19 protein-coding genes are annotated in these 24518 nt (G+C 69.7%); 4 read left to right on the forward strand and 15 right to left on the reverse strand.

Annotation, left to right across the window (positions count from 1 at the left end; all coding sequences use genetic code 11):
* The first annotated feature begins 239 nt into the window (after positions 1 to 239).
* Genes thrC through F1193_RS04920 form a run of 3 tightly spaced genes read left to right on the forward strand, consistent with a single transcriptional unit; the run spans position 240 to position 3532 of the window.
* Positions 240 to 1655, forward strand: coding sequence for a threonine synthase (thrC, locus tag F1193_RS04910; RefSeq protein WP_150096559.1), 1416 nt, complete (start codon positions 240 to 242; stop codon positions 1653 to 1655).
* Positions 1652 to 2923 carry a M16 family metallopeptidase gene (locus F1193_RS04915; protein ID WP_150096560.1) on the forward strand — a complete coding sequence of 424 codons (1272 nt, stop codon included), beginning with the start codon at positions 1652 to 1654 and terminating at the stop codon, positions 2921 to 2923. The genes thrC and F1193_RS04915 overlap by 4 nt, the downstream gene beginning before the upstream one ends.
* 27 nt (positions 2924 to 2950) lie before the next feature.
* Complete coding sequence (locus F1193_RS04920; RefSeq protein WP_150096561.1) at positions 2951 to 3532, forward strand: GNAT family N-acetyltransferase; 582 nt, start codon at positions 2951 to 2953, stop codon at positions 3530 to 3532.
* A 3-nt stretch (positions 3533 to 3535) separates the two neighbouring features.
* On the opposite strand, the gene F1193_RS04925 is transcribed toward F1193_RS04920, so the two are convergent.
* The 8 genes from F1193_RS04925 to F1193_RS04960 form a co-directional block, all read right to left on the reverse strand.
* A complete protein-coding gene (locus F1193_RS04925) occupies positions 3536 to 3856 on the reverse strand; it encodes a YnfA family protein (protein WP_150096562.1) in 321 nt (106 codons plus the stop codon).
* Between the two features lie 97 nt (positions 3857 to 3953).
* Positions 3954 to 5228 carry a hypothetical protein gene (locus F1193_RS04930; protein WP_150096563.1) on the reverse strand — a complete coding sequence of 425 codons (1275 nt, stop codon included), beginning with the start codon at positions 5226 to 5228 and terminating at the stop codon, positions 3954 to 3956.
* Between the two features lie 404 nt (positions 5229 to 5632).
* The gene (locus F1193_RS04935) at positions 5633 to 7483 is read right to left on the reverse strand and encodes an AsmA family protein (RefSeq protein WP_150096564.1); all 1851 of its coding nucleotides are present in this window, start codon (positions 7481 to 7483) and stop codon (positions 5633 to 5635) included.
* A gap of 137 nt (positions 7484 to 7620) precedes the next feature.
* Positions 7621 to 8751 carry an alanine racemase gene (gene alr / locus F1193_RS04940; protein WP_150096565.1) on the reverse strand — a complete coding sequence of 377 codons (1131 nt, stop codon included), beginning with the start codon at positions 8749 to 8751 and terminating at the stop codon, positions 7621 to 7623.
* Positions 8752 to 8853: 102 nt separating this feature from the next.
* Positions 8854 to 10647, reverse strand: coding sequence for a metallophosphoesterase family protein (locus F1193_RS04945; RefSeq protein ID WP_246164131.1), 1794 nt, complete (start codon positions 10645 to 10647; stop codon positions 8854 to 8856).
* Positions 10648 to 10888: 241 nt separating this feature from the next.
* Entirely contained in the window at positions 10889 to 12343 is a 1455-nt protein-coding gene (locus F1193_RS04950) for a GntP family permease (RefSeq protein ID WP_150096566.1), read from the reverse strand.
* Between the two features lie 2 nt (positions 12344 to 12345).
* Positions 12346 to 13395 (reverse strand): patatin-like phospholipase family protein, encoded by a 1050-nt coding sequence (locus F1193_RS04955; protein ID WP_150096567.1) that lies wholly within the window; start codon positions 13393 to 13395, stop codon positions 12346 to 12348.
* Between the two features lie 294 nt (positions 13396 to 13689).
* Complete coding sequence (locus tag F1193_RS04960) at positions 13690 to 15060, reverse strand: glutamate--cysteine ligase (protein WP_150096568.1); 1371 nt, start codon at positions 15058 to 15060, stop codon at positions 13690 to 13692.
* A gap of 231 nt (positions 15061 to 15291) precedes the next feature.
* On the opposite strand from F1193_RS04960, the gene F1193_RS04965 reads away from it, so the two are divergent.
* Complete coding sequence (locus tag F1193_RS04965) at positions 15292 to 15825, forward strand: response regulator transcription factor (protein WP_150096569.1); 534 nt, start codon at positions 15292 to 15294, stop codon at positions 15823 to 15825.
* 35 nt (positions 15826 to 15860) lie between these two features.
* On the opposite strand, the gene F1193_RS04970 is transcribed toward F1193_RS04965, so the two are convergent.
* From F1193_RS04970 to F1193_RS05000, 7 genes are all read right to left on the reverse strand, one after another.
* Positions 15861 to 16430, reverse strand: a complete 570-nt coding sequence (locus F1193_RS04970) for an HAD family hydrolase (RefSeq protein WP_150096570.1) — start codon at positions 16428 to 16430, stop codon at positions 15861 to 15863.
* Positions 16427 to 18352 carry a lysylphosphatidylglycerol synthase transmembrane domain-containing protein gene (locus F1193_RS04975; RefSeq protein ID WP_150096571.1) on the reverse strand — a complete coding sequence of 642 codons (1926 nt, stop codon included), beginning with the start codon at positions 18350 to 18352 and terminating at the stop codon, positions 16427 to 16429. Before F1193_RS04975 ends, F1193_RS04970 begins: the two co-directional genes overlap by 4 nt.
* A 3-nt stretch (positions 18353 to 18355) precedes the next feature.
* Complete coding sequence (locus tag F1193_RS04980) at positions 18356 to 19096, reverse strand: NTP transferase domain-containing protein (protein ID WP_150096572.1); 741 nt, start codon at positions 19094 to 19096, stop codon at positions 18356 to 18358.
* A gap of 51 nt (positions 19097 to 19147) precedes the next feature.
* Positions 19148 to 19936, reverse strand: a complete 789-nt coding sequence (locus F1193_RS04985) for a glycosyltransferase family 2 protein (RefSeq protein ID WP_150096573.1) — start codon at positions 19934 to 19936, stop codon at positions 19148 to 19150.
* 78 nt (positions 19937 to 20014) lie between these two features.
* The gene (locus tag F1193_RS04990; RefSeq protein ID WP_170263375.1) at positions 20015 to 20476 is read right to left on the reverse strand and encodes a GtrA family protein; all 462 of its coding nucleotides are present in this window, start codon (positions 20474 to 20476) and stop codon (positions 20015 to 20017) included.
* A 414-nt stretch (positions 20477 to 20890) separates the two neighbouring features.
* The gene (locus F1193_RS04995; protein ID WP_150096575.1) at positions 20891 to 22669 is read right to left on the reverse strand and encodes a hypothetical protein; all 1779 of its coding nucleotides are present in this window, start codon (positions 22667 to 22669) and stop codon (positions 20891 to 20893) included.
* Between the two features lie 100 nt (positions 22670 to 22769).
* Entirely contained in the window at positions 22770 to 24512 is a 1743-nt protein-coding gene (locus F1193_RS05000; protein WP_150096576.1) for a hypothetical protein, read from the reverse strand.
* Positions 24513 to 24518 lie beyond the last annotated feature (6 nt).

Here is a 24518-nt window from a genome sequence, read left to right on the forward strand (position 1 = left end):
CGGGACATCGCCCAAAAATCGTGTCAAGAACAAGGGCAAGTTTGCCAAACCGGCAATCGGGCCGCCAGCCGGGCCGCTCAAGCTTGCCCGCCTTTCGCCCGTCCCCTCGCGAGCAACCACGGGCCCGACAGGGTTGGGCCGGTTCCTCGCGGTCCGGTCTTGCCGCATTCTCTCTCGCAAAACCGGTTCCCACTTTTGCGGAGAATGCTTTAGGGTCCGCGCGAACACGGAACGCACCCATGCACTATGTCTCGACCCGGGGCGAAGCCCCGGTGCTCGGCTTCGCCGACGCGCTTCTGGCCGGTCTTGCCCGCGATGGCGGGCTCTACGTCCCGGACCACTGGCCCGCTTTTGAGGCCCCGACCTTCGCCGGCTTTGCCGGCCAGCGCTATGCCGACGTGGCCAAGGCGGTGATGGCGCCGTTCGTCGCCGACGCCATCCCGGCCGCCGCCTTCGGCCGCATGGTCGAGGACGCCTATGCCGGCTTCCACCACCCGGCGGTGTGCCCGCTGGTCCAGCTTTCCGAGCGCGAATGGGTGCTGGAGCTGTTCCGCGGGCCGACGCTGGCCTTCAAGGACGTCGCCATGCAGCTGCTCGGGCGGCTGATGGATCACGTCCTGGCCGAACGCGACGCGCGCGCCACCATCGTCGGCGCCACCTCGGGCGACACCGGCGGCGCGGCGATCGAGGCGTTCCGCGGCCGCGAGCGGGTCGATGTGGTGATGCTGTTCCCGCACGGCCGGGTGTCCGACGTGCAGCGGCGGATGATGACCACCCCCACCGACGCCAACATCCACGCGGTGGCGATCGAGGGCACGTTCGACGACTGCCAGGCGATCCTGAAGGCGCTGTTCAACGACCATGCCTTCCGCGACACGGTGCGGCTGTCCGGCGTCAACTCCATCAACTGGGCGCGGCTGGTCGCCCAGATCGTCTATTACGTCACGGCGGCGGCGGCGCTTGGCGGGCCGCAGCGCAAGGTGGCGTTCTCGGTGCCGACCGGCAATTTCGGCGACGTGTTCGCCGGCTATGTGGCGGCCAGGATGGGCCTGCCGGTGGAGAAGCTGATCGTCGCCACCAATGTCAACGACATCCTGGCCCGCACGCTGGCCAGCGGCGTCTATGAGCCGCGCGAGGTGGTGGCCACCACCTCGCCGTCGATGGACATCCAGGTGTCGTCCAATTTCGAGCGCCTGCTGTTCGACGCCGGCGGCCGCGACGCCGCCAAGGTGCGCCGCCAGATGGCCGACCTTGCGGAAACCGGCCGCTTCGCGGTCGATTCCCTGACGCTTTCCGCCATCGGCGGCGTGTTCGGCGCCGCCCGCGCCGACGAGGCGGAGGTCATGGCCACCATCGCCGACACCTGGAAGCGCGCCGGCTATCTGCTCGACCCGCACACCGCGGTGGGGCTCGCCGCCGCCCGCAAGGTCGAAACCGCGCGCGACGTGCCGGTGGTGGTGCTGGGCACCGCCCACCCGGCCAAGTTCCCCGACGCGGTGGAGGCGGCCTGCGGCATCCGCCCGGCCTTGCCGGCGGCGCTCGGCGACCTGATGACCCGGCCGGAGCGGATGGCCGTGCTGCCCAACGACGCCGCCACTGTGGCCCGCTTCGTCGCCGAGCGCTCGCGCGCCGTGCGTCCGGGAGCCGCCGCATGAGACTGCGCCTGACGCGCCTGGAAAGCGGGCTGACCGTCGCCACCCACGCCATGCCGGAGCTGAAGACCGCCGCACTCGGCGTGTGGGTCGGCGCCGGGGCGCGCCATGAGCGCCCCGACGAGCACGGCATCTCGCACCTTTTGGAGCACATGGCGTTCAAGGGCACCCGCCGGCGCAGCGCGCGGGCCATCGCCGAGGAGATCGAGGCGGTGGGCGGCGACCTGAACGCCGCGACCTCGGTGGAGACCACCGCCTATTACGCCCATGTGCTGGGCGAGGACGTCTGGCTCGGCCTCGACATCCTGGCCGACATCCTCACCGACTCGGTGTTCGACCCCGACGAGCTGGCGCGCGAGCAGAGCGTGATCGTCCAGGAGATCGGCGCCGCCAACGACACGCCCGACGACATCGTCTACGACCATGTCCAGGCGGTGGCCTTCCCCGATCAGGCGATCGGCCGCTCGATCCTGGGCACGCCGGAGTCGGTGCGCGCGCTCGGCCGCGACCGGCTGACCGACTATCTGGCGCGCCACTATCTCACCGGCCAGACGGTGGTTGTGGCGGCCGGCGCCGTCGAGCACGACCAGCTCGTCGCCGCCGCCGGCGCGCGGCTTTCCGGCATCGCCCAGGGCATTGCGCCCGAGCCGGCGGCGGCGGTGTGGCAGGGCGGCTCGCTGATCGACGGGCGCGACATCGATCAGGCCAACATGATCCTCGCCTTCGAGGGCGTGGACTATCACGACCCCAGCTATTACGCGCTGCAGGCCTTCACCATCGTGGTCGGCGGCGGCATGTCGTCCCGCCTGTTCCAGGAGGTGCGCGAAAGCCGCGGGCTCGCCTATTCGGTGTTCGGCTTCCACTGGCCCTATGCCGACACCGGCCTGTTCGGCGTCTATGCCGGCACCGACGAGTCCGACATCGCCGAAGCGATGCGGGTGATCGCCGGCGAGCTCGACGCCGCGGCGGGCAACATCACCGCCGCCGAGGTGGCGCGCGCCAAGGCGCAGATGAAGGCCGGCCTGCTGATGGCCATGGAGCGGCCGGCGTCGCGCGCCGAGCAGATCGCCCGCCAGATCCTGTTCCACGGCCGCCCGCTCGACCCCGACGAGGTGGTCGCCCGCATCGACGCGCTTTCCGTCGAGGATGTGCGTATGGCGGGCCGAATGATGCTCGACCGCGGCAAGCCGGCCTTTGCCGGCGTCGGACCGGCCGGCGGTCTTGAATCCGCGGTCGGCATCGCCGACAGTCTGCGCAATCCGGCGGCGTGAGGCCCCGGGAAGACCGGACGAGGCGGCATGGGATTGTTCGGACCAGTCCCCTGGTCGGAGCCGTCGGTTCCGGCCATCGGCGCGGCCGGAGTGGTGCTGCGCACGCCGCAGATGGCCGACTACGAGGCGTGGGCCGAACTGCGGGCCATGAGCCGCGACTTCCTGCGGCCGTGGGAGCCGACCTGGCCGGCCGACGACCTGACGCGCAGCGCCTTCCGCCGCCGGCTCCGGCGCTATGCGCGCGACCAGCGCGAGGATCTCGCCTATCCGTTCCTGGTGTTCCGCGCCGATGACGACGTGCTGGTCGGCGGGCTGACGCTGTCAAACGTGCGGCGCGGCGTCGCCCAGAGCGCGTCGCTCGGCTACTGGATGGGCCTGCCTTATGCCGGGCGCGGCCACATGAGCGCGGCGGTCGGCGCGCTGGTGCCGTTCGCGTTCCGCACGCTGCGCCTGCACCGGATCGAGGCGGCGTGCGTGCCGACCAACCAGCCCTCGATCCGCCTGCTGGAACGCAACCAGTTCGAGCGCGAGGGCTACGCCCGGCGCTATCTGTGCATCAATGGCGAATGGGCCGACCACTACCTCTATGCCCGCGTGCGGGAGGAGTGAGCCTCACCGCGGGGCGGCGATGATCACCGCGGCGCCGATCAGGCAGATCGCCGTGCCGGCGATGTCCCAGCGGTCGGGGAAGACGCCTTCCACCGCCCACAGCCACGCCAGCGACGCGGCGATATAGACGCCGCCATAGGCGGCATAGGCGCGGCCCGCCGCGGCGCTGTCGACCTGGGTGAGAAGCGTGGCGAACAGGATCAGCGAGCCGATACCGGGCACCAGCCACAGCGCCGACTTGCCGAGCCGCAGCCACCCCCAGAAGGCGAAGCAGCCGGCGATTTCCGCAAGGGCGGCGCCGATATAGGCGAGCGCAGTGGCCATGGTCTGTCGGAGCCTGCCGTGGTCGGAAGGACGCGTTAAGCTATTGCTTGAGCATGATGTCTTCGCAAAACCGGTTCCCACTTTTGCGCATCATGCTCTACGGCCCGCAGGTGCAGTTCGCAGCATGGGCGGCGAGGATGCCGTCCAGTGTGGCGTTGAACGCCCGCGACAGGCGGTCGGCACCGGCCTCGGCCTCGGCCAGCCACGCCTCCACCTCGATCGCCGACAGCGCGTCGGCCGCCGCCGGATCGAGTTGCGTGCCGGCCCGCGCCGCCACTGCCAGCGTGGCGAGGGCGGAACCGGCGGCCGGCGCCTCGGGCGCCAGCAGGCCCGCATCGATGGCGGCGCGGCGGGCGCGGGCGGCGAGGTCGTCGAGCGAGCTCGGCCCGGGACTCGCTTCTGACCTGGCGCCAGTCCCGCCGGTCCCGCCGCCGGCCGCGACAACCGCCGTGACGTCGCCCAGGTCGGCCGGGGCCGAGCGGGCCCTGGCGGCCGCGCCGCGAATGGCGGCAAGCCGGCGTTCCACCGGGGCGAACGCCCGCCGATAGGCCGCCACCACCCCGGCGGCGCCGGTGCACAGCGTCGGCACCGCCCGCTGCTTCATGTACTGGTCGAGTTCGAGAATGGTCCGCGCGGCGGTGTAGAGCAGCGGATTGCGGGCGAGCTCGGGGTCGCCGCCGCGGCGCGATGCGATGCTCGCGGCGATGCGGATCGGCGCGCCGGCCGCGCCGCGCGCCGGCTTGGCCGGGCGGAAACGCAGCCCCCCCGCCGGCAGGTCCGGATTGCCCTTGCGCATCGCCTCCGAGACCCGGCGCAGCTCGGCCAGCGCGCCGGTCCGCAGCCCCTCCAGCGCCGCGTGATAGGCGCCGGGGCAATCCCGCACCGTCCAGGCGAAATCGCCCCCGGCCGGCGGCTGGCCCTGGACGCGGGCATCGACCAGCACCCGGCCGGTGGCCTGCCCCGCCGGCCCCGGATCGGCCGAGCGCACTTGCAGCGGCAGCAGCATGCGGGCGCCCGGCGCCAGCGAGCGCACCTCGGCGCGGACCAGGGCGCCGTCCACCCGCCACGGGCCGGACGGGTCGGCGCGGGCGCCGTCGAGCTGGGCGGTGACGGCGATGCGGGCGAGTGGCACCGTCCCGCGATTGGTGAGGGCGATGCGCAGCGTGCGCGTCACGCCCGGCGCAACCGCCTTGCCGGCCGCGATCGACGCGTCGCTCGGCACCACCTCAATGGCGAGCCCCGGCGGCAGCGCGGCAGGCGCCGGCTGGCCCGACGCCGCCGATTTGCCCGGCTCCGTGGATTTGCCCGGCGGCAGCAGATTGGCCGGCGGCGCCGTCGGCATCGACGGCATGCCCACGGCCTCGTCGATCATCCGGCCGACATCGGGCGGCGCAGATTTCGGAGCCTGCGGGACAGAGTCTTGGGCAATCGCGGCCGTAACGGACCCGAAGACGACCGCGGCGAGCAGGGATTGGAGAAGCATGGCGGTGGTGTCGGCGTGAACACGGTTGGACGGCAGGCGGAACAGGCGGCAGGCGGAACAGGCAGCAGACGCTGGCGACGCGGATCAGGCCCGATCAGCCGGACCACGATCACCTCGGCCTCGAAATTGGGCAAGGCCCAACTTGAACTCGGCACTGTCTGCAACCCGACCTGACCCGAGATCGCCCAGCCCCCTGGGCCGCTCTCCTTCCGGGCCGAGGCCGGATTTCCGGCAACCGTCCTGCGACAGTCCGCCCCCACAGGAAATTCCGGCCCTTCTGGCCGGATTTCGGATCAGGGCGTGTCCGAGGCCAGCCCGCCTGCGCCCTCCACCGCCGGCACCGCGCCATTGGCGGCGGTGCTCGGCCCGGCTGCGGCGGGCTCGTCGCGGCGAACCGCGCGCTCCAGCAGCGGCGCAGCGGCGCCCGAACGGCGAATCAGGCTTTCGGCGTCCGGCACCACCGAGGGGCTGTCCCACGGGCCGCGGATGATGAACGGCAGCTCGAACCCCGCCCCGGCGGCCCGGACCAGCCCGGCGTTGCCCTTGAGGTCCAGCGTGCGCTCGCCGACCGAGGCAGTGCCGAACACTACCACCCGCACCGCCGGTCCTTCCATCACCACGTCATCGCAGGTGGCGACGCCATCGGTCACCCGGACCTGGACGGCCAGCCGGTTGAACGCCGTGCGGCCGCCGCGCAGATCGCCGGTGCCGGCCAGCGGCCGCTTCTCGATGCGGCGCAGGATCTGCTCGATATTGACGCCGGTCAGCGCGCCGGCGCCGGCATTGACCTTGACCTCGCCGGTGAGGCTGCGGGCCATCGCCGCCGGGCTCGCGCCCTGCCCTGCCAGGCCGACCACCAGGGCGCCGCGGCCCTCGAACCGGCGCGCGCCGAACAGGGTCTGGCCGAACCGGTCGAGATCGATATCGCTGGCGACGGCGTCGACCCGAAGCTCCACGCCCTCCGGATTCGAGGCGAGCTCCAGAGTGCCGCGCAGCATGCCGTCGAACGCCTCCGCCTCGCCCAGCGTCAGCGACAGCCGGCCGCCGCGCAGCAGCACGGCACCTGCGGCGTGGCCGAGGCTCGCCTGCCCGAAGACGATGCGCCCGGCCGACAGGCGAATGTCGGCATTGGCGGCGGTGAGAGCCGAGGTGTCGAAGCGGTCGCTGTTCCAGCCGCCGGTGCGGCGGGGAGCGACGTCGACGATATAGGGGGTGAGCGTCAGCGTCTCCGCCGCCAGCGTGCCCTGCACGATCGGCTGGCCGTTCTCGAAGCGCACGGTCAGACCGCCCTCGGCGCGGTTGCCGTCGAGTTCGAGGCTGGCGTCGCGCAGCGCGAACTGGCGGCCCGACACCGCGAGGTCGCCCTTCAGGGCGAAGCGGCCGAGCCCGCCGCGGACCACCGGGTCGAGATCGAACCAGGCGAGCGCCGTGCGCAGCGCGCTGCTGTCGGCTGCCACGGCTCCTTCGAGCTGAAGCGTGCGGTTGAAGACGGCGTGCCCGTCGAAGGCCAGGGTGGCGGCGGGCGCGGTCATCTTGAAGCGGACCGCCGAGCGGGCGCCGCGGGCAAAGGCGGCGGCATCGCCGATCGACAGATAGGCCTCGATCGGCTCGTCGCGCAGCCGCATGGTGCCGGACAGCGTGATTGCCGTGGAGCCGTGCTCGATTTCGGCGGTGACGTCCTCGAGCCGCTCGATGGCGCCATCGGGCCCGTCGATGTCGATCCGCCCGCCATTGATGCGGATGTCCGGCGCCGAGCCGCCGGGGGCGGCCGGCACCAGCGGACCGCCGGCGACGGACCAGGTGATCTCGGGCTGATCGAGCACCAGCTCGTCAACCTCGACGCGGCCGGACAGGAGCGGCAGCAGCTTCAGCGTGGCGGTGAGGCTCGGCGCCGTGAAGGTGGCGGGCCCCTCGCCGCGCATCGCGACATCCTCGAACAGGGCCGCCGGGCGCGGCCAGGCCACCACCCGCAGATTGCCCGCCGCAAACGAGCGGCCGGCATCCCGGCCGAGCGCGGAGAACACGGCTGCGTGGACGTCCTGGTTGCTGACCGCCACGCGCAGGACGACGGCGCCAACCACCAGCACACCGGCGAAGCCGGCGAGCGCAAAGGCGACAGACTTGGCCAGGGATCGCGCGGTCACGGCAGCCACACCAAAATGAGGAGGCACCGGCGGGTGCAGTGCGGCGACTGTGGCGGCGCTCTGTGACGCTTTCAAGGCTCGAAACGGTCGCGAATCAGGCCTTTGCGGGCATCCTCCCGGCCGTCATCCCCAAACGGTCATCCTCCGACGTGCACGCGGCGATAGCGCCGGCCGAGGCTGGTCAGCACCTCGTAGCCAATGGTGCCGGCAGCCTCGGCATAGTCGTCGACGCCGAAGCGCTCCGACAGCAGCGCGATGGTGTCGCCGCGCTGCACGGCATCGGCGGGCGCGTCGGTCACGTCGAAGGCGGCGAGATCCATCGAGATGCGCCCGACCAGCGGGCAGGCCACCTCGCCGGCGTATCCCAGCACGCGCGCGCCCGGCCGCGCCGAGGCGGCGCGCAGCAGGCCGTCGGCATAGCCGGCCGAGACCACGGCGATACGGCGGGTGGCGGGTGCCGTCCAGCGGGCGCCATAGCCCACCGTCTCGCCGGGCGGCACGGTGCGGGCCTGGATGACGCGCAGATCGAGCCGCACCACCGGGCGCATCGGGTTCGCGGTCCAGGGCGTCGGATTGCCGCCATAGAGCGCGTAGCCGGGGCGCGCGAGGTCGAAATGCGCCTCCGGCCCCAGGAACACGCCGGCCGAATTGGCGAGCGAGGCCGGCACGCCGGGAAACAGCGCCCGCACCTCGCGAAACAGCGCGACCTGGCGCGCCGTCATCGGGTGGTCCTTCTCGTCGGCGCAGGCGAAGTGGCTCATCACCAGCGAGACCGGCGGCCGGCCGCGCGGCCTGAGCGCCAGCGCGCGGGCCTCCTCCGGCCGCAGGCCCAGCCGGTTCATGCCGGTGTCGAGGTGGAGGGCCGCGCCCTCGCCCCAGCCGCTGCGGGCGACGAACGCCTCCCATTCGGCCAGCTCGCCGAGATCGCCGATCACCGGCCGCAGGCGGGCGGCGGCGAACGCTTCGGCGGCGCCATGCGGCAGGCCGTTCAGCACATAGATCGCGGCGTCCGGCACGGCGGCGCGCAAGGCCCGGCCTTCCGCCGCCAGCGCCACGAAGAAGGTGGTGCAGCCGGCTGAGCGCAGCGCCCGGCCGGCCTCGGCGGCGCCGCAGCCATAGGCATCGGCCTTGACCACGCCGGCGCACTGGGCCGGCGCGAGGCGCGCCGCCAGCGCGCGCCAATTGGCGACGAGGGCGGCAAGATCGACGGTGAGGACGCCACCGGCGAGGTCGGGGGCGCCGATGGGGAGAGGCTGTGCGGCAGGCATGGCGGACTCGGAAACGGAAAACTCCAGTCTAGCAGACCGAATCGCCCGTGAACCTCTGCGAATGCCGGCCGGCAGCGTGGCGCCTGCTTCAGAGGACCGCCTTCAGAGGATCGCCGCCGCCGCCGCGACCGGCTCGCCGGCAATGACGATGCGCTCCGGCTCCAGAAGGTCGAGGCCGCCGTCCGCCCCGTCGGCGAGGGTGTGGATCAGGAAATGGGTCGGCTTGTCGTCCGTCGCCTCCATCACCGGCGACGGCGCCGAGACGATGCGCAGGCTGCCGCAGGCGCCGATCCAGTCGATGTGGCGGTGGCCGTGCATCACCACCGCGCCGGGCAGGATCCGCTGCAGGCGGCGCACGAACCAGCTGCCATTGACCAGGGCGGTGCCGATGCGCTCGGAGAGCTGCTTTGCCGGCATCGGATATTCCACCACGTGGTGATGGAGGCCGACCAGCCAGCGGGCGGCGGGATAGTGCGCCTTCGCAATCTCGATGCCGCGCACCTGCGCCACCGACACCAGCCCCAGCGCGTTGGTGAAGGAGAAATGGGTGTCGGCGTTCGAATCGAGCAGGATGAGGCCGAGGCCGTCCTCGGTATCGGGCGGGTAGACCAGCGGGAACAGGCCGGCCCACAGATCGGCCATCGCCAGAATGTGGCGCAGCGTGCCGGTGTCGGCGAACTCGCGCATCGCCGCGCGGTGCGGCGCAAGGGCCTCCTCCAGCGTCGGGCCGATCCGCCCGGCCGCGACATCGACGACGCGCACGCGCCCGCCCTGCACCGCCGCCATGGCCGAGATGGTGCGCAACTGGCGCAGCCGCTTGTTGGGGCTGAACGGCATGTCGAGCCGGGCGGGGTTGGCGCGGTCGACGACATTGACGTCGTGGTTGCCCGGCAGGATCAGCAGCCGTTCGGCCAGCGCCGGATAAAGCGCGAGCGCGTCGAAGAACTCGGCCCACTCGGCCGAGCGGCCGGCGTCGGTGACGTCGCCGGTCACCAGCACCACGTCGAGCGGCTGGGCGGCGTGGAGGGCGTCGAGGCGGGCCAGCGCGTGGCGCACCCGGTCGTTGCCGCGCGAGCCGGCGCGGCCGGACTCGAGGCGGAAGCCGTAGCGCTCGCCGACCGTGTGGATGTCCGACAGATGGGCGATGCGCCAGCGCCGCCGCCCCGGTTCGGGCGGCTGGGCGAAGCGGATGTCGCGCGGCTGGGCCATCGTCGCGTCGGCGAAGCCCCATACCAGCGCGGCCGCGGCGAAATAGCCGACGATCAGCACGAAGCCGTTGGCCAGCGCGGCGAGCGCCAGTTGGCCGGGCATGGCGAGGTCGGCTGCGGTGCCGACCCAGCGGGTCTGGGGCCACACCAGCATCGCCAGCAGCGCCGCCGGCACCGCGACCGCGAGGCCGGCAACCGCGGCGATGGCCGCGCGCAGCGCCGCCCGGCGCTCGGCGCTCGCCGTCGCGGCCAGCAGGGATTCGGCGAGCTGGCGCAGCGCCTCGCGGGCCATGGCATAGACCGGCTGCACCGCCAGCGAATTGAGCGCCCAGAAATTGTGCTCGGCCATCCTTATCAGCCGCGTGCCGCCATACCAGCCGAGTGCGACGACGCCGGCCAGCAGCAGCGCCGAGCCCAGCCCCGACAGCGCATAGGCCAGCTTGGCCGACACCGTGGACAGCCAGATCGAGGCGAGAAGCGGCGCCAGCCCGAGCAGCAGGGCCGGCGCGCCGATCAAGAGCACCCAGGTGAGGGCCAGCTTGGGCAGGCTGATCTCCGCCAGCAGGGAGCCGGCGAGCGAAAGCAGCGAGCGCTGCTTGGTGCTCGATGCGTCGTCCTCGGCATCGCCCTGCCGCGGGTCGATGATGGCCGCCATATGCACCCCGCTGTGATCGTATCGCGTTGTCATACGGTTTCCGGCCGATCGCCTCGGAACAACCGCTTGCCGGGAGCCGCACTCTCTTTCCCTCTCCCCTTGTGGGAGAGGGTGCCGAGCGATCTAAGATCGCGAGGCGGGTGAGGGGTGACTCTTCCAGCGTGCATCCACATGCACCCCTCACCCGGCTCGACCTCGCTTCGCTCGGTCGCGCCACCCTCTCCCACAAGGGGAGAGGGAAGAAAGAAACCGAGCCGATCACCCGCAAATCGCATCAGAACGAGCCGAACACCGTGCCGAGGCCGATGACGGCGGCGAGCGCCAGCACGGCGCCGACGATGCCGACCATGACGATGTCGAGATAGCCGTCCTTGTGGGTGGTGCCGCACACCGCGAGCAGCGTCACCACCGCGCCATTGTGCGGCAGGCTGTCGAGCGTGCCCGAGCCGATCACCGCCACCCGGTGCAGCAGCGCCGGATCGATGCCGAGTTCGGCTGCGAGCTTCATGTAGGTCGCGCCCAGCGCGTCGAGGGCAATGGTCATGCCGCCGGACGCCGAGCCGGTGAGCGCGGCCAGGATGTTGGTGGAGGCGGCGAGCGACACCAGCGGCCCGCCCTGGATCGACAGCACCCAGTCGCGCACCATCTCGAACGCCGGCAGCGCCGCCACCACCGCGCCGAAGCCGACGAGGCTCGCCACGCTCAGCACCGGCAGCACCGAGGCGTTGGCGCCGGCGTCCATGGTGGCGCGCAGTTCGGTCAGGCGGCGGACATTGAGGACGATCGCCACCAGGATGGCGGACGCGAGCGCCACCGCCACCGACCACACGCCGCCCACCGCCGACAGCGAGGTCGAGCCGAAGCGCGGCTCGGCGAGGAAGGCGAGATCGAGCCGCGGCAGCACCACGAGCGACATCAGGAGGTTCACCAGCACCACCACGGCGAGCGGCGCGAAGGCCACCGCCACCGGCGGGCCGGCCGCGGCGTGGCTGCCGCGATTGATCTCGGCCGGGTCGAACTCGCGGGCGGTGGTGGCGCGCTCGCGCACCACCAGATCGTCGGCCGCATCATCGACGCTGAGCGGCCGCGCCGTGCCGAACCCCTCGCCGCGGCGGCGCGCCGCGGCCTCCATGCGCGCCAGCCACCACAGGCCGAAGCCCAGCATGATGGCGGAGGCGATGATGCCGAGCCCCGGCGCCGCGAACGGCGTGGTGCCGAAGAACGGCATCGGGATGGCGTTCTGGATCGAGGGCGTGCCGGGCATCGCCGACATGGTGAAGGTGGAGGTGCCGAGCGCGATGGCGGCGGGCATCAGCCGGCGCGGAATATTGGCCGCGCGGAACAGCGCCTCGGCCATCGGCGCCAGCACGAAGAAGGCGACGAACAGGCTGACGCCGCCATAGGTGACGAGCGCACCGGCCAGCACCACCGCCAGCACGGCGCGCTGCGGCCCCATCTTCTCGGTCATGAAGCGGGCAATGGTGGTCACCGAGCCCGAATCGTCCATCAGCTTGCCGAACAGGGCACCGAGCAGGAACAGCGGAAAGAACTGGGCGATGAAACCCGCCGCGCTGCCCATGAAGGTCTGGGTCCAGTGCGCCAGAAGCGGCTCCGACGAGAAGGCCGCGGCGATGAGCGCGGCCGCCGGGGCCAGCAGCAGCACGCTCCAGCCGCGAAACGCCAGGAAGATGAGAAGGCCGAGGCCGACCAGGATACCGAGGAGACCCATGGTCAGACGCCCTCGAGCAGCGCGTCGAGGTTCACAGACGAGGTGACGCCGATCTTGTCGCCGTCCGTCTCCAGGAAGGCGTCCGCCGCGCGGCGGCCCTCGTCGAGCAGCATGCTCAGGAATTCCCACTCGGCATTGAGCTTGGAGGAATAGCCGAGCGAGCCCATGATCTCGTTGCGCACCATGTGGATGCGCATCTTCGCCCACTGCGCCCCCTCGCAATTGCCGGGGTCGGCGACCTGGCGCAGCATGGCGATCATGCGCAGCTCCTTCAGCAGCACGGCGTTGAAGGAGACCTCGTTCAGCCGGTTGAGGATGTCGCGGGCGGAATTCGGCGTGCCCGGCCGCTCGACCGGATTGATGGGGATCAGGATGGTGTCGTCGGAGTCGAGCTCGCGCACCAGCGGCGTCATGGTCGGGTTGCCGGAATAGCCGCCGTCCCAATAGGGCTCGCCGTCGATCTCCACCGCCTGGAACAGCGTCGGCAGGCAGGCCGAGGCCATCAGCACGTCCGGGGTGATCTCGCCATTGCGGAACACCCGGCCGCGGCCGGTGCGCACATTGGTGGCGGTGATGAACAGGCGGATCGGCGAGGTCTTCAGCCGCTCGAAGTCGATCAGCTCCTCCAGGATGCCGCGCAACGGGTTGTTGCCGCCGGGATTGAGGTCGTAGGGCGAATAGAGCCGCGACATCAGATCCATGACCACGAACATCGGCGACGTGTCGATCGACCAGCGGCCGAGCAGCCGGTCGAGCGGGCTGCGCTGGAACGGGCTGAAGCGCGCCGCGTCCGACACCCGCTTCCAGAACGCCGCCAGCGCCGCGCGGGCGCCCTCCGCGCCGCCGGCGGCGTAGCCGTCGGCCAGCACGGCGGCGTTCATCGCCCCGGCAGAGGTGCCGGAGATGCCGTCGATCTTCAGCCAGGGCTCCTCCAGCAGCCGGTCGAGCACGCCCCAGGTGAAGGCGCCATGCGCCCCGCCGCCCTGCAGCGCCAAGTCGATCAGTTGCTGCTTGCGCCGGGTTGTCGTCTCACGGCTCTCGGCGGCTGACATCTGATTCCCTCCTGCTGTGGCAGCGCCCGGCGGCAAGCCCGGATTTGGGCCGTTCGGTCCGCAGGACGGATGTTCGCGACCTGGAAATTGACCTGGGAAGTGACCAGGGAAGTGACCTGGAAGGTGACCGGAAAACAGGCCGGCTGGCCGGAACGTCTACTTGATCTTGTTGACACGCCGATATCGGAGTCAACCTGACCGTGCGGCAGCGGCCGACTCACCTGTTCGGCGAGGCCGGCGGATGCGGGAGATGAGCGGTGCCGAAATGCCGGCGCGCGACAGCGGCCGTGTCGCTCAATAGACGTGCTCTTCGAACACCGGCTCGACCGAGCCGTTCCAGCGCCCGTGATAGCTGTCGAGCAGCTCCTCGGCCGGTGTGCGGCCGGCCTCGACGAAGGGCACGATGGCCTCCAGATGCCTGGTCTCGTCGCAGCCATTGTCGTCCGGCCGGTCGCGCCGGGCGAGGCCGGCGCGGGCCAGCGTCAGCATCTCGCGGGCGATCTCGTGGACGCTGCGGCCGGCAATGGACGCCTTGAAGCCGAGACGCGGCACCTCGTCGCGCAGGCGCTGGCGCTCCTCGGCGCTCCAGCCCTTGACCAGATCCCAGGCGGCATCGAGCGCAGCATCGTCATAGAGCACGCCGACCCACAGCGCCGAGAACGCCGGCAGCCGCCGCCACGGCCCGGCGTCGGCGCCGCGCATCTCCAGGAAGCGCTTCAGCCGGACCTCGGGAAAGATGGTCGAGAGGTGGTTCACCCAGTCCGAGCGGGTCGCCCGCTCGCCGGGAAGCTGCGGCAGCGTGCCGGCCATCAGGTCGCGGAACGAGGCGCCGGCGACGTCGATGTAATGGTCGCCGCGCTTGACGAAATACATCGGCACGTCGAGCGCGTAATCGACATAGCGCTCGAAGCCCATGCCGTGCTCGAAGGCGAAGGGCAGCATGCCGGCGCGCGCATTGTCGGTGTCGCGCCAGATCTCCGAGCGCGCCGACAGGAAGCCGTTCGGCCGCCCATCGGTGAACGGGGAGTTGGCGAAGATGGCGGTCGCCACCGGCTGCAGCGCCAGCGACACGCGCAGCTTCTTGACCATGTCGGCCTCGGAGGCGAAGTCGAGGTTCACCTGCACGGTGCAGGTGCGGAACATCATGTCGAGGCCGCGCGTGCCGACCTTGGGCATGTAGGCGGCCATGATCTGGTAGCGGCCCTTGGGCATCACCGGCGTCTCGGCCATCGTCCATTTCGGGCTCATGCCGAGGCCGAGAAAGCCGATGCCCAGCGGTGCTGCCACCTGGCGAAGCTGGGCGAGGTGCGCATACAGCTCGGCATAGGTCTCGTGCACCGTCTCGACCGGCGCGCCCGACAGCTCGAACTGGCCGCCCGGCTCCAGCGAGATGGCGCCGCCATGGGCCGAATCGACCATGCCGATGATGTTGTCGCCCTCCAGGATCGGCTCCCAGCCGAGCTGCAGGCGCATACCGTCAAGCAGCGCACGGATGCTGCGCTGGCCCTGATAGGGTATCGGCTCATGACGGCCGAGGGTGAAGGCGAACTTCTCGTGCTCGGTCCCGATTCGGAACCGATCGGGCGGCTTGCATCCGGCCTCGAGATAGGCGGCAAGCTCCTCGCGCCCCTCGATCGGGATCATGTCGGTGGTATCGCGCGCCATCCAGGGCTCCGGCGGGAAAGGTGGCGGACCTTACACAACACGCCGCCCGGCGCAAATCGCCTGCTGCCCTTTCGCGCCGTCCGGATATTTTTCAAAAGGTGCGAAACGGGTTGGACGAAAGTTGCCCTTAACGGCCGGTCTTTCCGTGCCGCCGTAAAGCTGGTCTTGACGATCCCTGTGGCAGGTTGCTCCGGCCGATGGCCGGCAGACGAGCGTGATCCTTCCCCTAAGATGCAGAGCGTCATTCCCAAGAAAGTGGAGAAGCTTCTCCAGAACGTTTCCGTTCTGGTGGTGGACGACAATGCGTTCATGCGCAAGCTTGTCCGAAACATTCTCACGAATATCGGCGTTAAGACGACGCTGGAAGCCGCCGACGGCCTGGCCGGAATCGAGGCAATTCGCATGTTCGCCCCCGACATCGTGGTGGTCGACTGGGAAATGCCGATGCTCAACGGCGCCGAGATGGTCCGAATCGTCCGCTCGCCCGGCGTCTTCCCGCAGCCCGACGTACCGATCATCATGCTGACCGGCCATGTCGAGCGCTGGCGCATCGTCGAGGCGACGCGGCTCGGCGTCCATGAGTTCCTCAAGAAGCCGGTTTCCGGCAACGCGCTCCTGGAGCGGATCGTGTCGATCCTGCTGCAGCCGCGGCGGATGGTGCAGATCGGCGACTATTACGGCCCCGAGCCGCGGCGCACGGTGGCCGAGGCCGCCGACTTCGCCCGGCGCCAGCGTGCGACCGACACCACGGCGCCGCGGCGCTGAGGCCGCCAGGCATCGGCGCCAGGAACCTGCCGCCATCACGCCGCCGGCGCCGCCACCCGAATGACCCGGGCGCCGGCCGCCTTGGCTGCGGCAACGCCCACGTCCGAATCCTCGAACACCAGACACTCCTGCGGGGCGACGCCGAGCAGGTGGGCGGCGCGCAGATAGGCCTCGGGATGCGGCTTGCGGAACTCGACGTCGCAGCCGGTGACGACGATGTCGAAATGGCCGTCGAGCCCGTGGCACGTCAGGAGCGCCGTCACGGTGCCCGAGGCGGCTGTCGTCACCAGCCCGGTGCGGCACATCGGACGCACGAAGGCGATGAGGCTGGCGAGCGCATGGTTGATCCGGATCTGCGCCAGCCGCGCCTCGTAGATCTGCCTCTTGCGCTCCGCCACCGCGCCCGGCGCCGAGGCGCGGCCGGCGCCCGCCAGGATTTCCGGCAGGAACTGCGACCAGTGCCGGCCATGCGCGCACCGCGCAAGCTCGCCGACCCCCACCCCGACCCCGACCTCCGCCAGCGCCTCCGCATAGGCGGCGGCGCTCGCCGTCTCGGTGTCGGCCAGCGTGCCGTCCAGATCCACCAGCACCGCCTTCACCGTCATCTGGCGGTCCGTTCGAGGTAGCGGTTGAGCAGGATGCTGCTGCAGGCAAAGAATGTCATGCCCTTCTCGGGGTTCTGCCGGATCTTGTAGGGCGTGAGGCGCAGGTAGTTGACGAGCTCGTGGAAATGGATTTCCCGCAGGCCCCCGACGCCGAATTTCGCGCGCATGATATCCAGGAACTGCTCGTGCAGAAGCTGATAGGCATGCGACTTGGTGACCGTCAGCCGGATGGCATTGTCGCTGACCGTCACCGGCGACGCCCGGTTCAGACCCTCATAGCCGAGATTGAGCGACTGCATCATCTTCGCCCAGTCGATCAGCGGGCTGTTGAACACATTGTCCGGGTTCGGATCGATCAGATACCAGCTCTGCGCGCCATCCAGCCGCACGATGATGTTCTCGATCGTCAGGTCGCCGTGCAGCACCGTCGTCCTGCGGTCTGAGATCTGGGCCCTCAGCCAGTCCGGGTCGGCGAGGCGCGCCCAATCCGCGAGACTGTAGGCGGTCTCGTTGATGGTGTAGACGGGACCGCTCAGGAACGAGCGGGCGAAATCGAGGATGATGCCGGCGTTCCTGGCCGCCTTCACGGCCAGATAGCGATCCACCTCGTCCCCTGCGGCGACGCCGACATCATGGGCGCGATGGAAGGCGTCGAGCTGCCCGACCACGTCATCGAGGATCGCCGCGCTCTTCTCGATCGGCAGCATGTGGATGACGTCGTAGAAGTCGTTGGCCTCGATCAGGTAGGGCATGTCGTAGCGATAGAACTGCTGGCCCTTGTGCTCCTCGATGATGTCGACGGTGCGCAGGCGCCCGCGATGGGTGTTGAGCCAGGCGGCCTGCACCGACAGCTTCTCGGCCGCATCGCAGACGGCGAACTTGCGGATGATCAGCCGCCCGTCGCTCTCGACGACGGCGGTGATCGCGTCAGAGCCGCCGTGCAGCAGGCGGTGGACGACCGCGTCGTCGAGCGCCGACAGCCCGAAGTCGGACACGAGGTGGTGCTCGTCGCCGAACAGCGCGGTGAGAAACAGCTCGTAGTCCGACGCCCGCCGGAACTTGTCGGTGGAGACGATGCGATAGAGCTCGCCGCCGATGAAGCCGTAGCGGTGGGCGGCCTGCATCGCGCCGACGATGGCCGGCCGGTCGCGCACCAGGCCGTAGGTGATGACGCCAAGGATCGGCAGGGAGGTGTAGGCGATGAGCAGCAGGCCGAGCGCGAGATCATTGTCGAGATTGTGGTCCGCCAGGAGCAGGATCGGCGAGCTCAGCGGACTGCCGAGCAGCAAATAGGTGGCCTCGACGAACCCCGCCTCCACCGCCCTGGCGAACAGCAGGTAGGAGACGAGATAGACCGCCCACATCGACACCGTCAGGATCATGAAGCGCGGGCTGAGATAGCGCCGCGACGCCAGGAGCGACGCGAACGTCCAGACCGAATCCAGGATCATGAACTTGATCTTGGAATTGAACACCGACGCGACGGTCCACACCCATTGGCGCACCCGCCGGGAGCGGGGCACGTAGAGCCCGAACGCGACCGTGGCGGCGACGGCAGCAAGGCCAAGCGCCACCGCTATCGTCGCCGACCAGGGCAGCCGGTTGCCCGCGACGAAGACGAGCAGGATCGCCGCGACCACCAGGATGTCGAGAACGCGCTCCAGCACCACCGTCGCGACGACGCAGGCGATCTGCACCTTGCCGCGCCAGTGGACGTAGAGGATGCGCAGCAGCTCGCCGATGCGGAACGGCAGGATCGCGTTGACCAGATAGCCGATCGACAGCCCGACCAGGAGATCCGAATGCCGGACGTGGCTGAGATTGGGAAAGAGCGTGGCCCAGCGGATGCACCGCACGACATGGGCGACCAGAAGCGTCGCGACCGCCGCAAGAAACAGCTCGACACCGACCGCGGGCACCATCGCTCAGCTCCACCCCAGCGCGGCGAGCGGGTCGCGCGCGCGCATCCGGTCCAGCTCATCGGGCGTGCCGAAGGACAAATGGACGGGAAGCTCCCAGAACTCCACCGTGCCGCCGGCCTCGATCAGCAGGTTGAACATGCCGCTGATGAACAGCTCATTGTAGGGACATTGCAGGCGGTAGGACTCGAACAGCCGGCAATAGGTCTGCGCATCGCGGAACAGGTAGCAGCCGGCGATGGCGAAGGGGCTCGCCACCACCTTCTCGACGGTGCCGGCGACGCGGCCGGCCTCGTCCATCCGGACATAGGAATAGCAGGGCTCGGATGCGCGAAAGCCGACCAGCGCGCCGGCGCTGCCGCGCGCCAGCGCCGCAGCCGCCTCGTCGAGAAACGGCGCGTTGAAGGCGTGGTCGCAGTCGTTGATGGCAACCGGCAGGTCGTTGGCGATGGCGCGCGCGCCGATCACCCCGGTTTCTGCCGCGCCCGAGGTGACCTCGTCGATGACGATGATGCGGGCGGACGGGTAGAGGTTCAGCACGCGCGCATCGATCCCGAACGCCGCCACGTGCTCGCGCAGCACGACGAACACCATCTCGCCGATCGGCGTGCTGCGGCGGACGCTCTCGGTCGCCCACCAGAAGAACGGGCGGCCGGCGAGCTCGACCAGCGGCTTGGGGATGCTGACGCCGGCCTTCGAGAAGCGGGATCCGCGCCCCGCCATCGGGATGATCAGATTGACAGCCATCTTGCCTTGCCTGATGCGCGTCCGCTCGTGCTGCGAGCGGCGCCCTTGCCCTCAGCCCGCACTATGCCGGTAGATGACATCGAAGCCGCGCGCTGCCGGAGGCGGCTCGCGCGGCGGTTCTGCGAATATCCGGTTCCTGTTCCATGCGACGTCGAGGATCTGAAGCGCCTGCCTGATCGGCCGCGCGCTCGACGACTGATCCTCCTCCCGCCACGAGATCGGCACGAAGCGGAATTTCGCGCCGGAAGAGACCGAGTGGTAGAGCATCTCGGCGGGGAATATGAGGTTGTCGTGGAAGGCGTTGTAGAATCGCGGCGCGAGATAGTCCGTGCTGTAGAGATTGAGCCCGGAGCCCTGGTCGGCGATCCAGCGGCGGACGATGGCGCTGGTCAGGATGTTGAGCCCGTGGTTCCCGATCAGGCGATAAGCTGAATATCCCTGCAGGCGCGAGCCGCGCATGAAGCGTGCGCCCAGCAGGCTGTCGTATTGGTGGTGCAGGCCGTCCTGCAGCGCATCGAAGAGATCATCGATGTCGGCCTGATCGTCGCCATGCAGCACGATGACGTGGCTGAAGCCGTTGTCGATGGCATGGTCGAAGGCGAGCTTGTGCGATCCGCCGAGATTGTAGTTCTCGCGGTTGCGGGCAATGCGCCAGGACAGCCCGTCGATCTGCTGCAGCGCATCGCGCGCGACCTCCGGCCCGCCATCGCGCGAGCCGTTGTCGAGCACCAGCACTTCGGCGATGAGCGGCTTGATCCGGCCCGACAGTTGCGGGATCACCCGGCCGATCTGCCGCGCGCAATTGTACATCGGGATGAACACAAGGATGCGGTCGGTCACGAGCTTTCGAGTCCTTGATGACGCCGGCCGCCGGCCGGATGGCGAAGATGCGGTCTGTGTGTTCGGGCCACGGACATGTCACGGAGCCGCATTGAGCCTGCGGGCGACGAGGTAGTTCATCGCCAGCACGAACGGCGTGATGAGGCACTTGCTCAGCAGCGCAATCAGCGGCCACGACACGGCAAGATCGACCAGCGCAAAGCCCGCCTGCAGCGCAGTGGCGAGTCCATCGATCACGGCCGACATGGCGACGATCTGCACGGCAATGTAGACCAGATACACCAGCAGCCGGCCGCCCAGCCCGTGGCGGCGACCGGAGAACACCCAGCGGCTGGAGGTGAGGAAGGCGAAGGTCGCGCCGCACAGGCCGCCGATCATCGCCGCGACGAACACCCGCAGGCCGAGGCCGCCGACGAGCAGCATGTAGACGCTGGTGTCGAGCAGCCAGCCGATCCCGGACAGGCCGACGAAGCGCAGCGGCTTGGCCAGTGCGCCGGACTCAAGCCGGCCGAGCAGCCCCCCGAGACCCGCACGCGACATCGCGGCCACGATCGCACCTTGGACCGCGCCTTGGGATGTGTTGCCGGGGATCATGGCTGCCGGCACGCCAGCCGTCCGCAGCCAGCGCCGGGACAGGCTGGAGCTTTCTCCGCAAACGTGGGAAGCGGTTTTGCGAAAGAGAATGCGATAGACGAGGAACCTGGAGCGTCCGCGTGATCCAATCGGATCGGCGGACGCTCTGGCGGCCGAAGGCGAATGGGGTCGGCCGGGCGGTCGGGCATCGTCGAAGCCTCCTGCTTCACGACTGATACGGTTTCCGGGTGATCCTTTCGTGACCTCCAGAAACAGATTCGCCGAAAATCCCTGGTCCGCAACTGGATTTTCGGCGATCGGGATGGGGCTCGAAGGCTTGATCCGCCGAAAACCGCATCGCCGGATCGGCTGCAGTCCCGATCAATTCCCTCTCGGAAACGAAACGATACCTCGGGTGGCTGCGGCCGCCTCCAATGCCGAAGGCAGCGCCAGGCCCTTCTCCGCCATCACCCGCCTTCCGGTCGCCTCTAGGGCCGCATATGCCCTGCTCATGCGGTCGAGCATGCCCGCATCGATCGTGAGGACGCGGATCGGCGAGGGCTTGTCCGGAAACAGCCGCCGCAACTGATCCTCGATGAAGCCGTTCCCCGGCGGCGGCCAGACGATCGGCGTCGCACCCGCATCCTGCAGAATATCGAGGCGCTCCTGGCGCACCACCAGCACCATTTCGGCCGGCGTCACGGCGTCGAGGCAGGGCCGGACCATGGTGTCGAATCGCTCGCGGCTGAGCGCAGCATAGTATCTCACGAACCCCTGCAGGACCCGCAGATGCAGGATCCGCTGCGGACCGCGCACGAACGACTCGGCGACCCCGGCGCAGGCAGGCTCGATCTCCGCAAGGCGCTGGGCGCGATAGCCGGCGTCCAGCAGCGCGAAATGAACGTAGCGGTCCTGATCCCACTCGTCGGTAATGACGATGCGCAGATCCGCATGGTCTGCCGCGACTGCCTGCCCGATCGCGGTCATCTCCGCCGCCACCGTCGTCTGCCAGTCACGCCAGTGCAGGATTCCGGGGATGCGGCCCAGGAGATCGCGCGGTCCGTCATCATAAGCCGTCCTGCCCGGCACGAGCAGGATCAGCACGATGGCAGCGGCGGCGGCACCACGCGCCCAAAGCCCCGCCCTGCCTGTTCCCGGTTGCGGCACGAGCTGCAGCAGGCCGACCGCGGCGAGCGCCGCCACGAAGGGCGCGAGAGGCAGAAGCTGGCGGGACTGCTGCAGGGTGCTGAAGAACACCGCATTGACCACGAGGAGCGGCACCAGAAGAATGGCGAGGCGCAGCAGCGCCCGCTGCCGGATCAGCGCCACCACGCCGATCGCCGCCAGCAAACCGGCGGGAAGCCCGATGAAGATCAACTCCTGGCGGACCTGGCGCAGGAGTCCGCGCAGAAGATCGTGCAGGTCGGCGTAGTTTCGATCCAGGATCTCGAAATAGCGATCGCCAACCTTCATGACGTCGAAGGGCGTCACGCCCATGAGATGGAGCGGCCCGAGCCAGGTGATGGCGCCGCCGGTCGCGGCCGCCGCCAGTGAAATCGCACTGCGGCCCGTGAGCCCGGAGCGCTCGACGACGACAAGCGGCGCCACGATGCCGACGACGATGGTGTCCGGCCGGGTGAGCACGCCAAGCCCGAACAATGCGCCGCCGATCAGCGGCGCGAGAACGAGGGATCGCGAGCCGATGCAGACGAGGCCCAGGGTGGCCAGCGCGGCCGCCACCAAATTCTCGGCGTAGAAGAAGCTGTTCTCGATGATGCCTGGCACCAGCAGGACAGCGAGCGCCGCAATCAGCGGCGAGGCGCCGGACCAGCGGCGCACGAGAATGAATGTGGAGACGAGAAGTGCCGCCTCGCTGCTCCAGAGCATCAGCCGCAGCGCCGTCTCGCCGTCGATGCCGAGTGTCTTCACCAGCCCGGCGACGCCGAGCACCGCCCCAAGCTTCGCCAAACCGAAGAACTCCGTATGAAAGGGCTGGAGCTGATCAAACCCCGAAAGGTCACCCTGGGCGAGGTGGACGCCGAGACCGAGGATCGCCGCACTGAAACCCTCGACCGGAACCGGAGAGAGAATTGGATAGAGCAGCCAGCCTCCCAGGATGACCGGAAGAACATACAGAGGCATCATCTCGATATCCTTCATGCGTTTCCTGGATGGTTGCGACCAGACCGCCTCCCCTGTTCGACCCCGGCGGCTTCACGGTCGCGGTCCCAAGCGCCGTCCCTCTGCGCGGAGCGACCCGTCAATCCCCTCTCGGAAACGGAATGATGCGGCGGGTGGCTTCGATCGCCTCGGCCGCCGTCCCCGGCGGGCGGCTTCCCATGGCGGCAAACCGCGTCCTGGTCTCGTCCTCCACGATGGCATAGGCCCGGCTCATCCCGTCGGCCATCCCGGCATCGACCGGCACGACGACGATGGGCCACGGCTTGTCCGTGAACAGGCGCCGCAGAAGGTTGTCGAACGGGCTCGCCGGCTGCGCCAGCCAGAGTTCCGCCAGATCCGCCTTGCCCTGCATGAGGGCCAGGAAATCCGCCGTCGTCAGCAGCGTCGTCTGGATAGGCGCCACCGCGTCGAGGCAGGGACGCGCCATGGTCTCGAACCGCTCGCGAATGAGCGCGGGGTAGTATTTCACGAAGCCCTGGAACAGCCGCACATGCAGGACGCGCGCGCCATCGCGCTCGAACGATTCGGCGATCGCGACGCAGGCCGGTTCGATCTCGGCGGGGCGCTGCGCGCGATAGCCGGCCTCGATCAGCGCGACATGCAGATAGCGGTCGGGGTTCCAGGAATCGGAGATGATGACGCGCAGGCCCGGACGATTCGCCGCGGCGATGTCGCCGATCGCCGCAACCTCCGCCGCCACGCCATCCTGCCAGTCGCGCCAGTCGACAATCCCCGGAATGCGGCCCAGGAGGTGATGCGGGCCGTCGTCATAGGCCGGCTTCATCGGCACGAGCAGCATCAGCGCGATGGCGGCGGCAGCGGCGCCCCGTGCCCACAGCCCCACCCGACCCGTGCCCGGCTGCGGCACAAGCTGCAGCAAGCCGATGGCGGTCAGCGCCACCACGAACGGCGCCATGCCCAGCAGCGCGCGCGATTGCCACAGGCTGCCGGCGAACGCCGCATTGATGACGACGATCGGCACGAGAAGGAAGGCAAGCCGCAGGAACGCCCGCTGGCGGATCAGCGCCACCACGCCGAGTGTCGCCAGCAGACCGGCGGGCAGACCGACGAAGACGACGAGCTCGCGAATGTGGCGCGGATAGGAGACCTGGCGATCCCAGAGCTGGAGGGTGAGCTTGCCGACCTTGAGGATGTCGAGGGGCGTGACGCCCATGAGAAGGAGCGGCCCGAGCCAGGCGATGGCCCCGCCGGCGATTGCGGCCAGAAGCGCAACCATGCCGTGGCGCGTGAGGCCATGCTGCAGGACAATGAGGAGCGGCACCGCGACGCCGGCAAAGACGATGTCAGGCCGGGTGAGCACGCCGAGCCCGAACAGCGCGCCGCCGATCAGCGGTGCCACGATGGCCGAACGCATGCCGAAACAGACGAAAGCCAGGCTGGTGAAGCCGGCCGCCACGACGTTGTCGGCATAGAAGAAGCTGTTCTCGATCACGCCGGGCACAAGCAGCACGGCCAGCGCGGCAACGAGCGGCGGCGCGCCGGCCCAGCGGCGCGCCAGGATGAATGTCGAGACGAGGAGCGCCGCCTCGCCGAGCAACATCAGGATCCGCAGCGCCGTCTCGCCATCGATGCCGAACAGCTTCACCAGCCCGGCGACACCGAGAATGGCGCCGAGCTTCGACAGGCCGTAGAACTCGACGTGGAGCGGCTGCAGCCGGTCGAACGCCAGCATGTCGCCCTGTGCGAGATGGACGCCGAGACCGATGATCGCGGCGCTGAACCCCTCCAGCGGAACGGGATTGAGACTGGGATAGAGCAGCCACGCGGCGAGGATGGCCAGCGGAATGAAGAGAAGCTTCATCGTGCC

The sequence above is a fragment of the Blastochloris sulfoviridis genome (genome assembly GCF_008630065.1).
GTDB lineage: Bacteria > Pseudomonadota > Alphaproteobacteria > Rhizobiales > Xanthobacteraceae > Blastochloris > Blastochloris sulfoviridis.

Bases quoted from the DNA above. Each gene is read 5' to 3' on its own strand.
- F1193_RS04990 (WP_170263375.1), bottom strand. From the start codon at position 20,476: ATGTCGCGTGCGGGTCTCGGGGGGCTGCTCGGCCGGCTTGAGTCCGGC.
- F1193_RS04950 (WP_150096566.1), bottom strand. From the start codon at position 12,343: ATGGGTCTCCTCGGTATCCTGGTCGGCCTCGGCCTTCTCATCTTCCTG.
- F1193_RS04920 (WP_150096561.1), top strand. From the start codon at position 2,951: ATGGGATTGTTCGGACCAGTCCCCTGGTCGGAGCCGTCGGTTCCGGCC.
- F1193_RS04965 (WP_150096569.1), top strand. From the start codon at position 15,292: ATGCAGAGCGTCATTCCCAAGAAAGTGGAGAAGCTTCTCCAGAACGTT.
- F1193_RS04995 (WP_150096575.1), bottom strand. From the start codon at position 22,669: ATGAAGGATATCGAGATGATGCCTCTGTATGTTCTTCCGGTCATCCTG.
- F1193_RS04925 (WP_150096562.1), bottom strand. From the start codon at position 3,856: ATGGCCACTGCGCTCGCCTATATCGGCGCCGCCCTTGCGGAAATCGCC.
- F1193_RS04960 (WP_150096568.1), bottom strand. From the start codon at position 15,060: ATGGCGCGCGATACCACCGACATGATCCCGATCGAGGGGCGCGAGGAG.
- F1193_RS04975 (WP_150096571.1), bottom strand. From the start codon at position 18,352: ATGGTGCCCGCGGTCGGTGTCGAGCTGTTTCTTGCGGCGGTCGCGACG.
- F1193_RS04970 (WP_150096570.1), bottom strand. From the start codon at position 16,430: ATGACGGTGAAGGCGGTGCTGGTGGATCTGGACGGCACGCTGGCCGAC.
- F1193_RS04945 (WP_246164131.1), bottom strand. From the start codon at position 10,647: ATGACAACGCGATACGATCACAGCGGGGTGCATATGGCGGCCATCATC.
- F1193_RS04930 (WP_150096563.1), bottom strand. From the start codon at position 5,228: ATGATCGACGAGGCCGTGGGCATGCCGTCGATGCCGACGGCGCCGCCG.
- alr (WP_150096565.1), bottom strand. From the start codon at position 8,751: ATGCCTGCCGCACAGCCTCTCCCCATCGGCGCCCCCGACCTCGCCGGT.
- F1193_RS04955 (WP_150096567.1), bottom strand. From the start codon at position 13,395: ATGTCAGCCGCCGAGAGCCGTGAGACGACAACCCGGCGCAAGCAGCAA.
- F1193_RS04980 (WP_150096572.1), bottom strand. From the start codon at position 19,096: ATGGCTGTCAATCTGATCATCCCGATGGCGGGGCGCGGATCCCGCTTC.
- F1193_RS05000 (WP_150096576.1), bottom strand. From the start codon at position 24,512: ATGAAGCTTCTCTTCATTCCGCTGGCCATCCTCGCCGCGTGGCTGCTC.
- F1193_RS04915 (WP_150096560.1), top strand. From the start codon at position 1,652: ATGAGACTGCGCCTGACGCGCCTGGAAAGCGGGCTGACCGTCGCCACC.
- thrC (WP_150096559.1), top strand. From the start codon at position 240: ATGCACTATGTCTCGACCCGGGGCGAAGCCCCGGTGCTCGGCTTCGCC.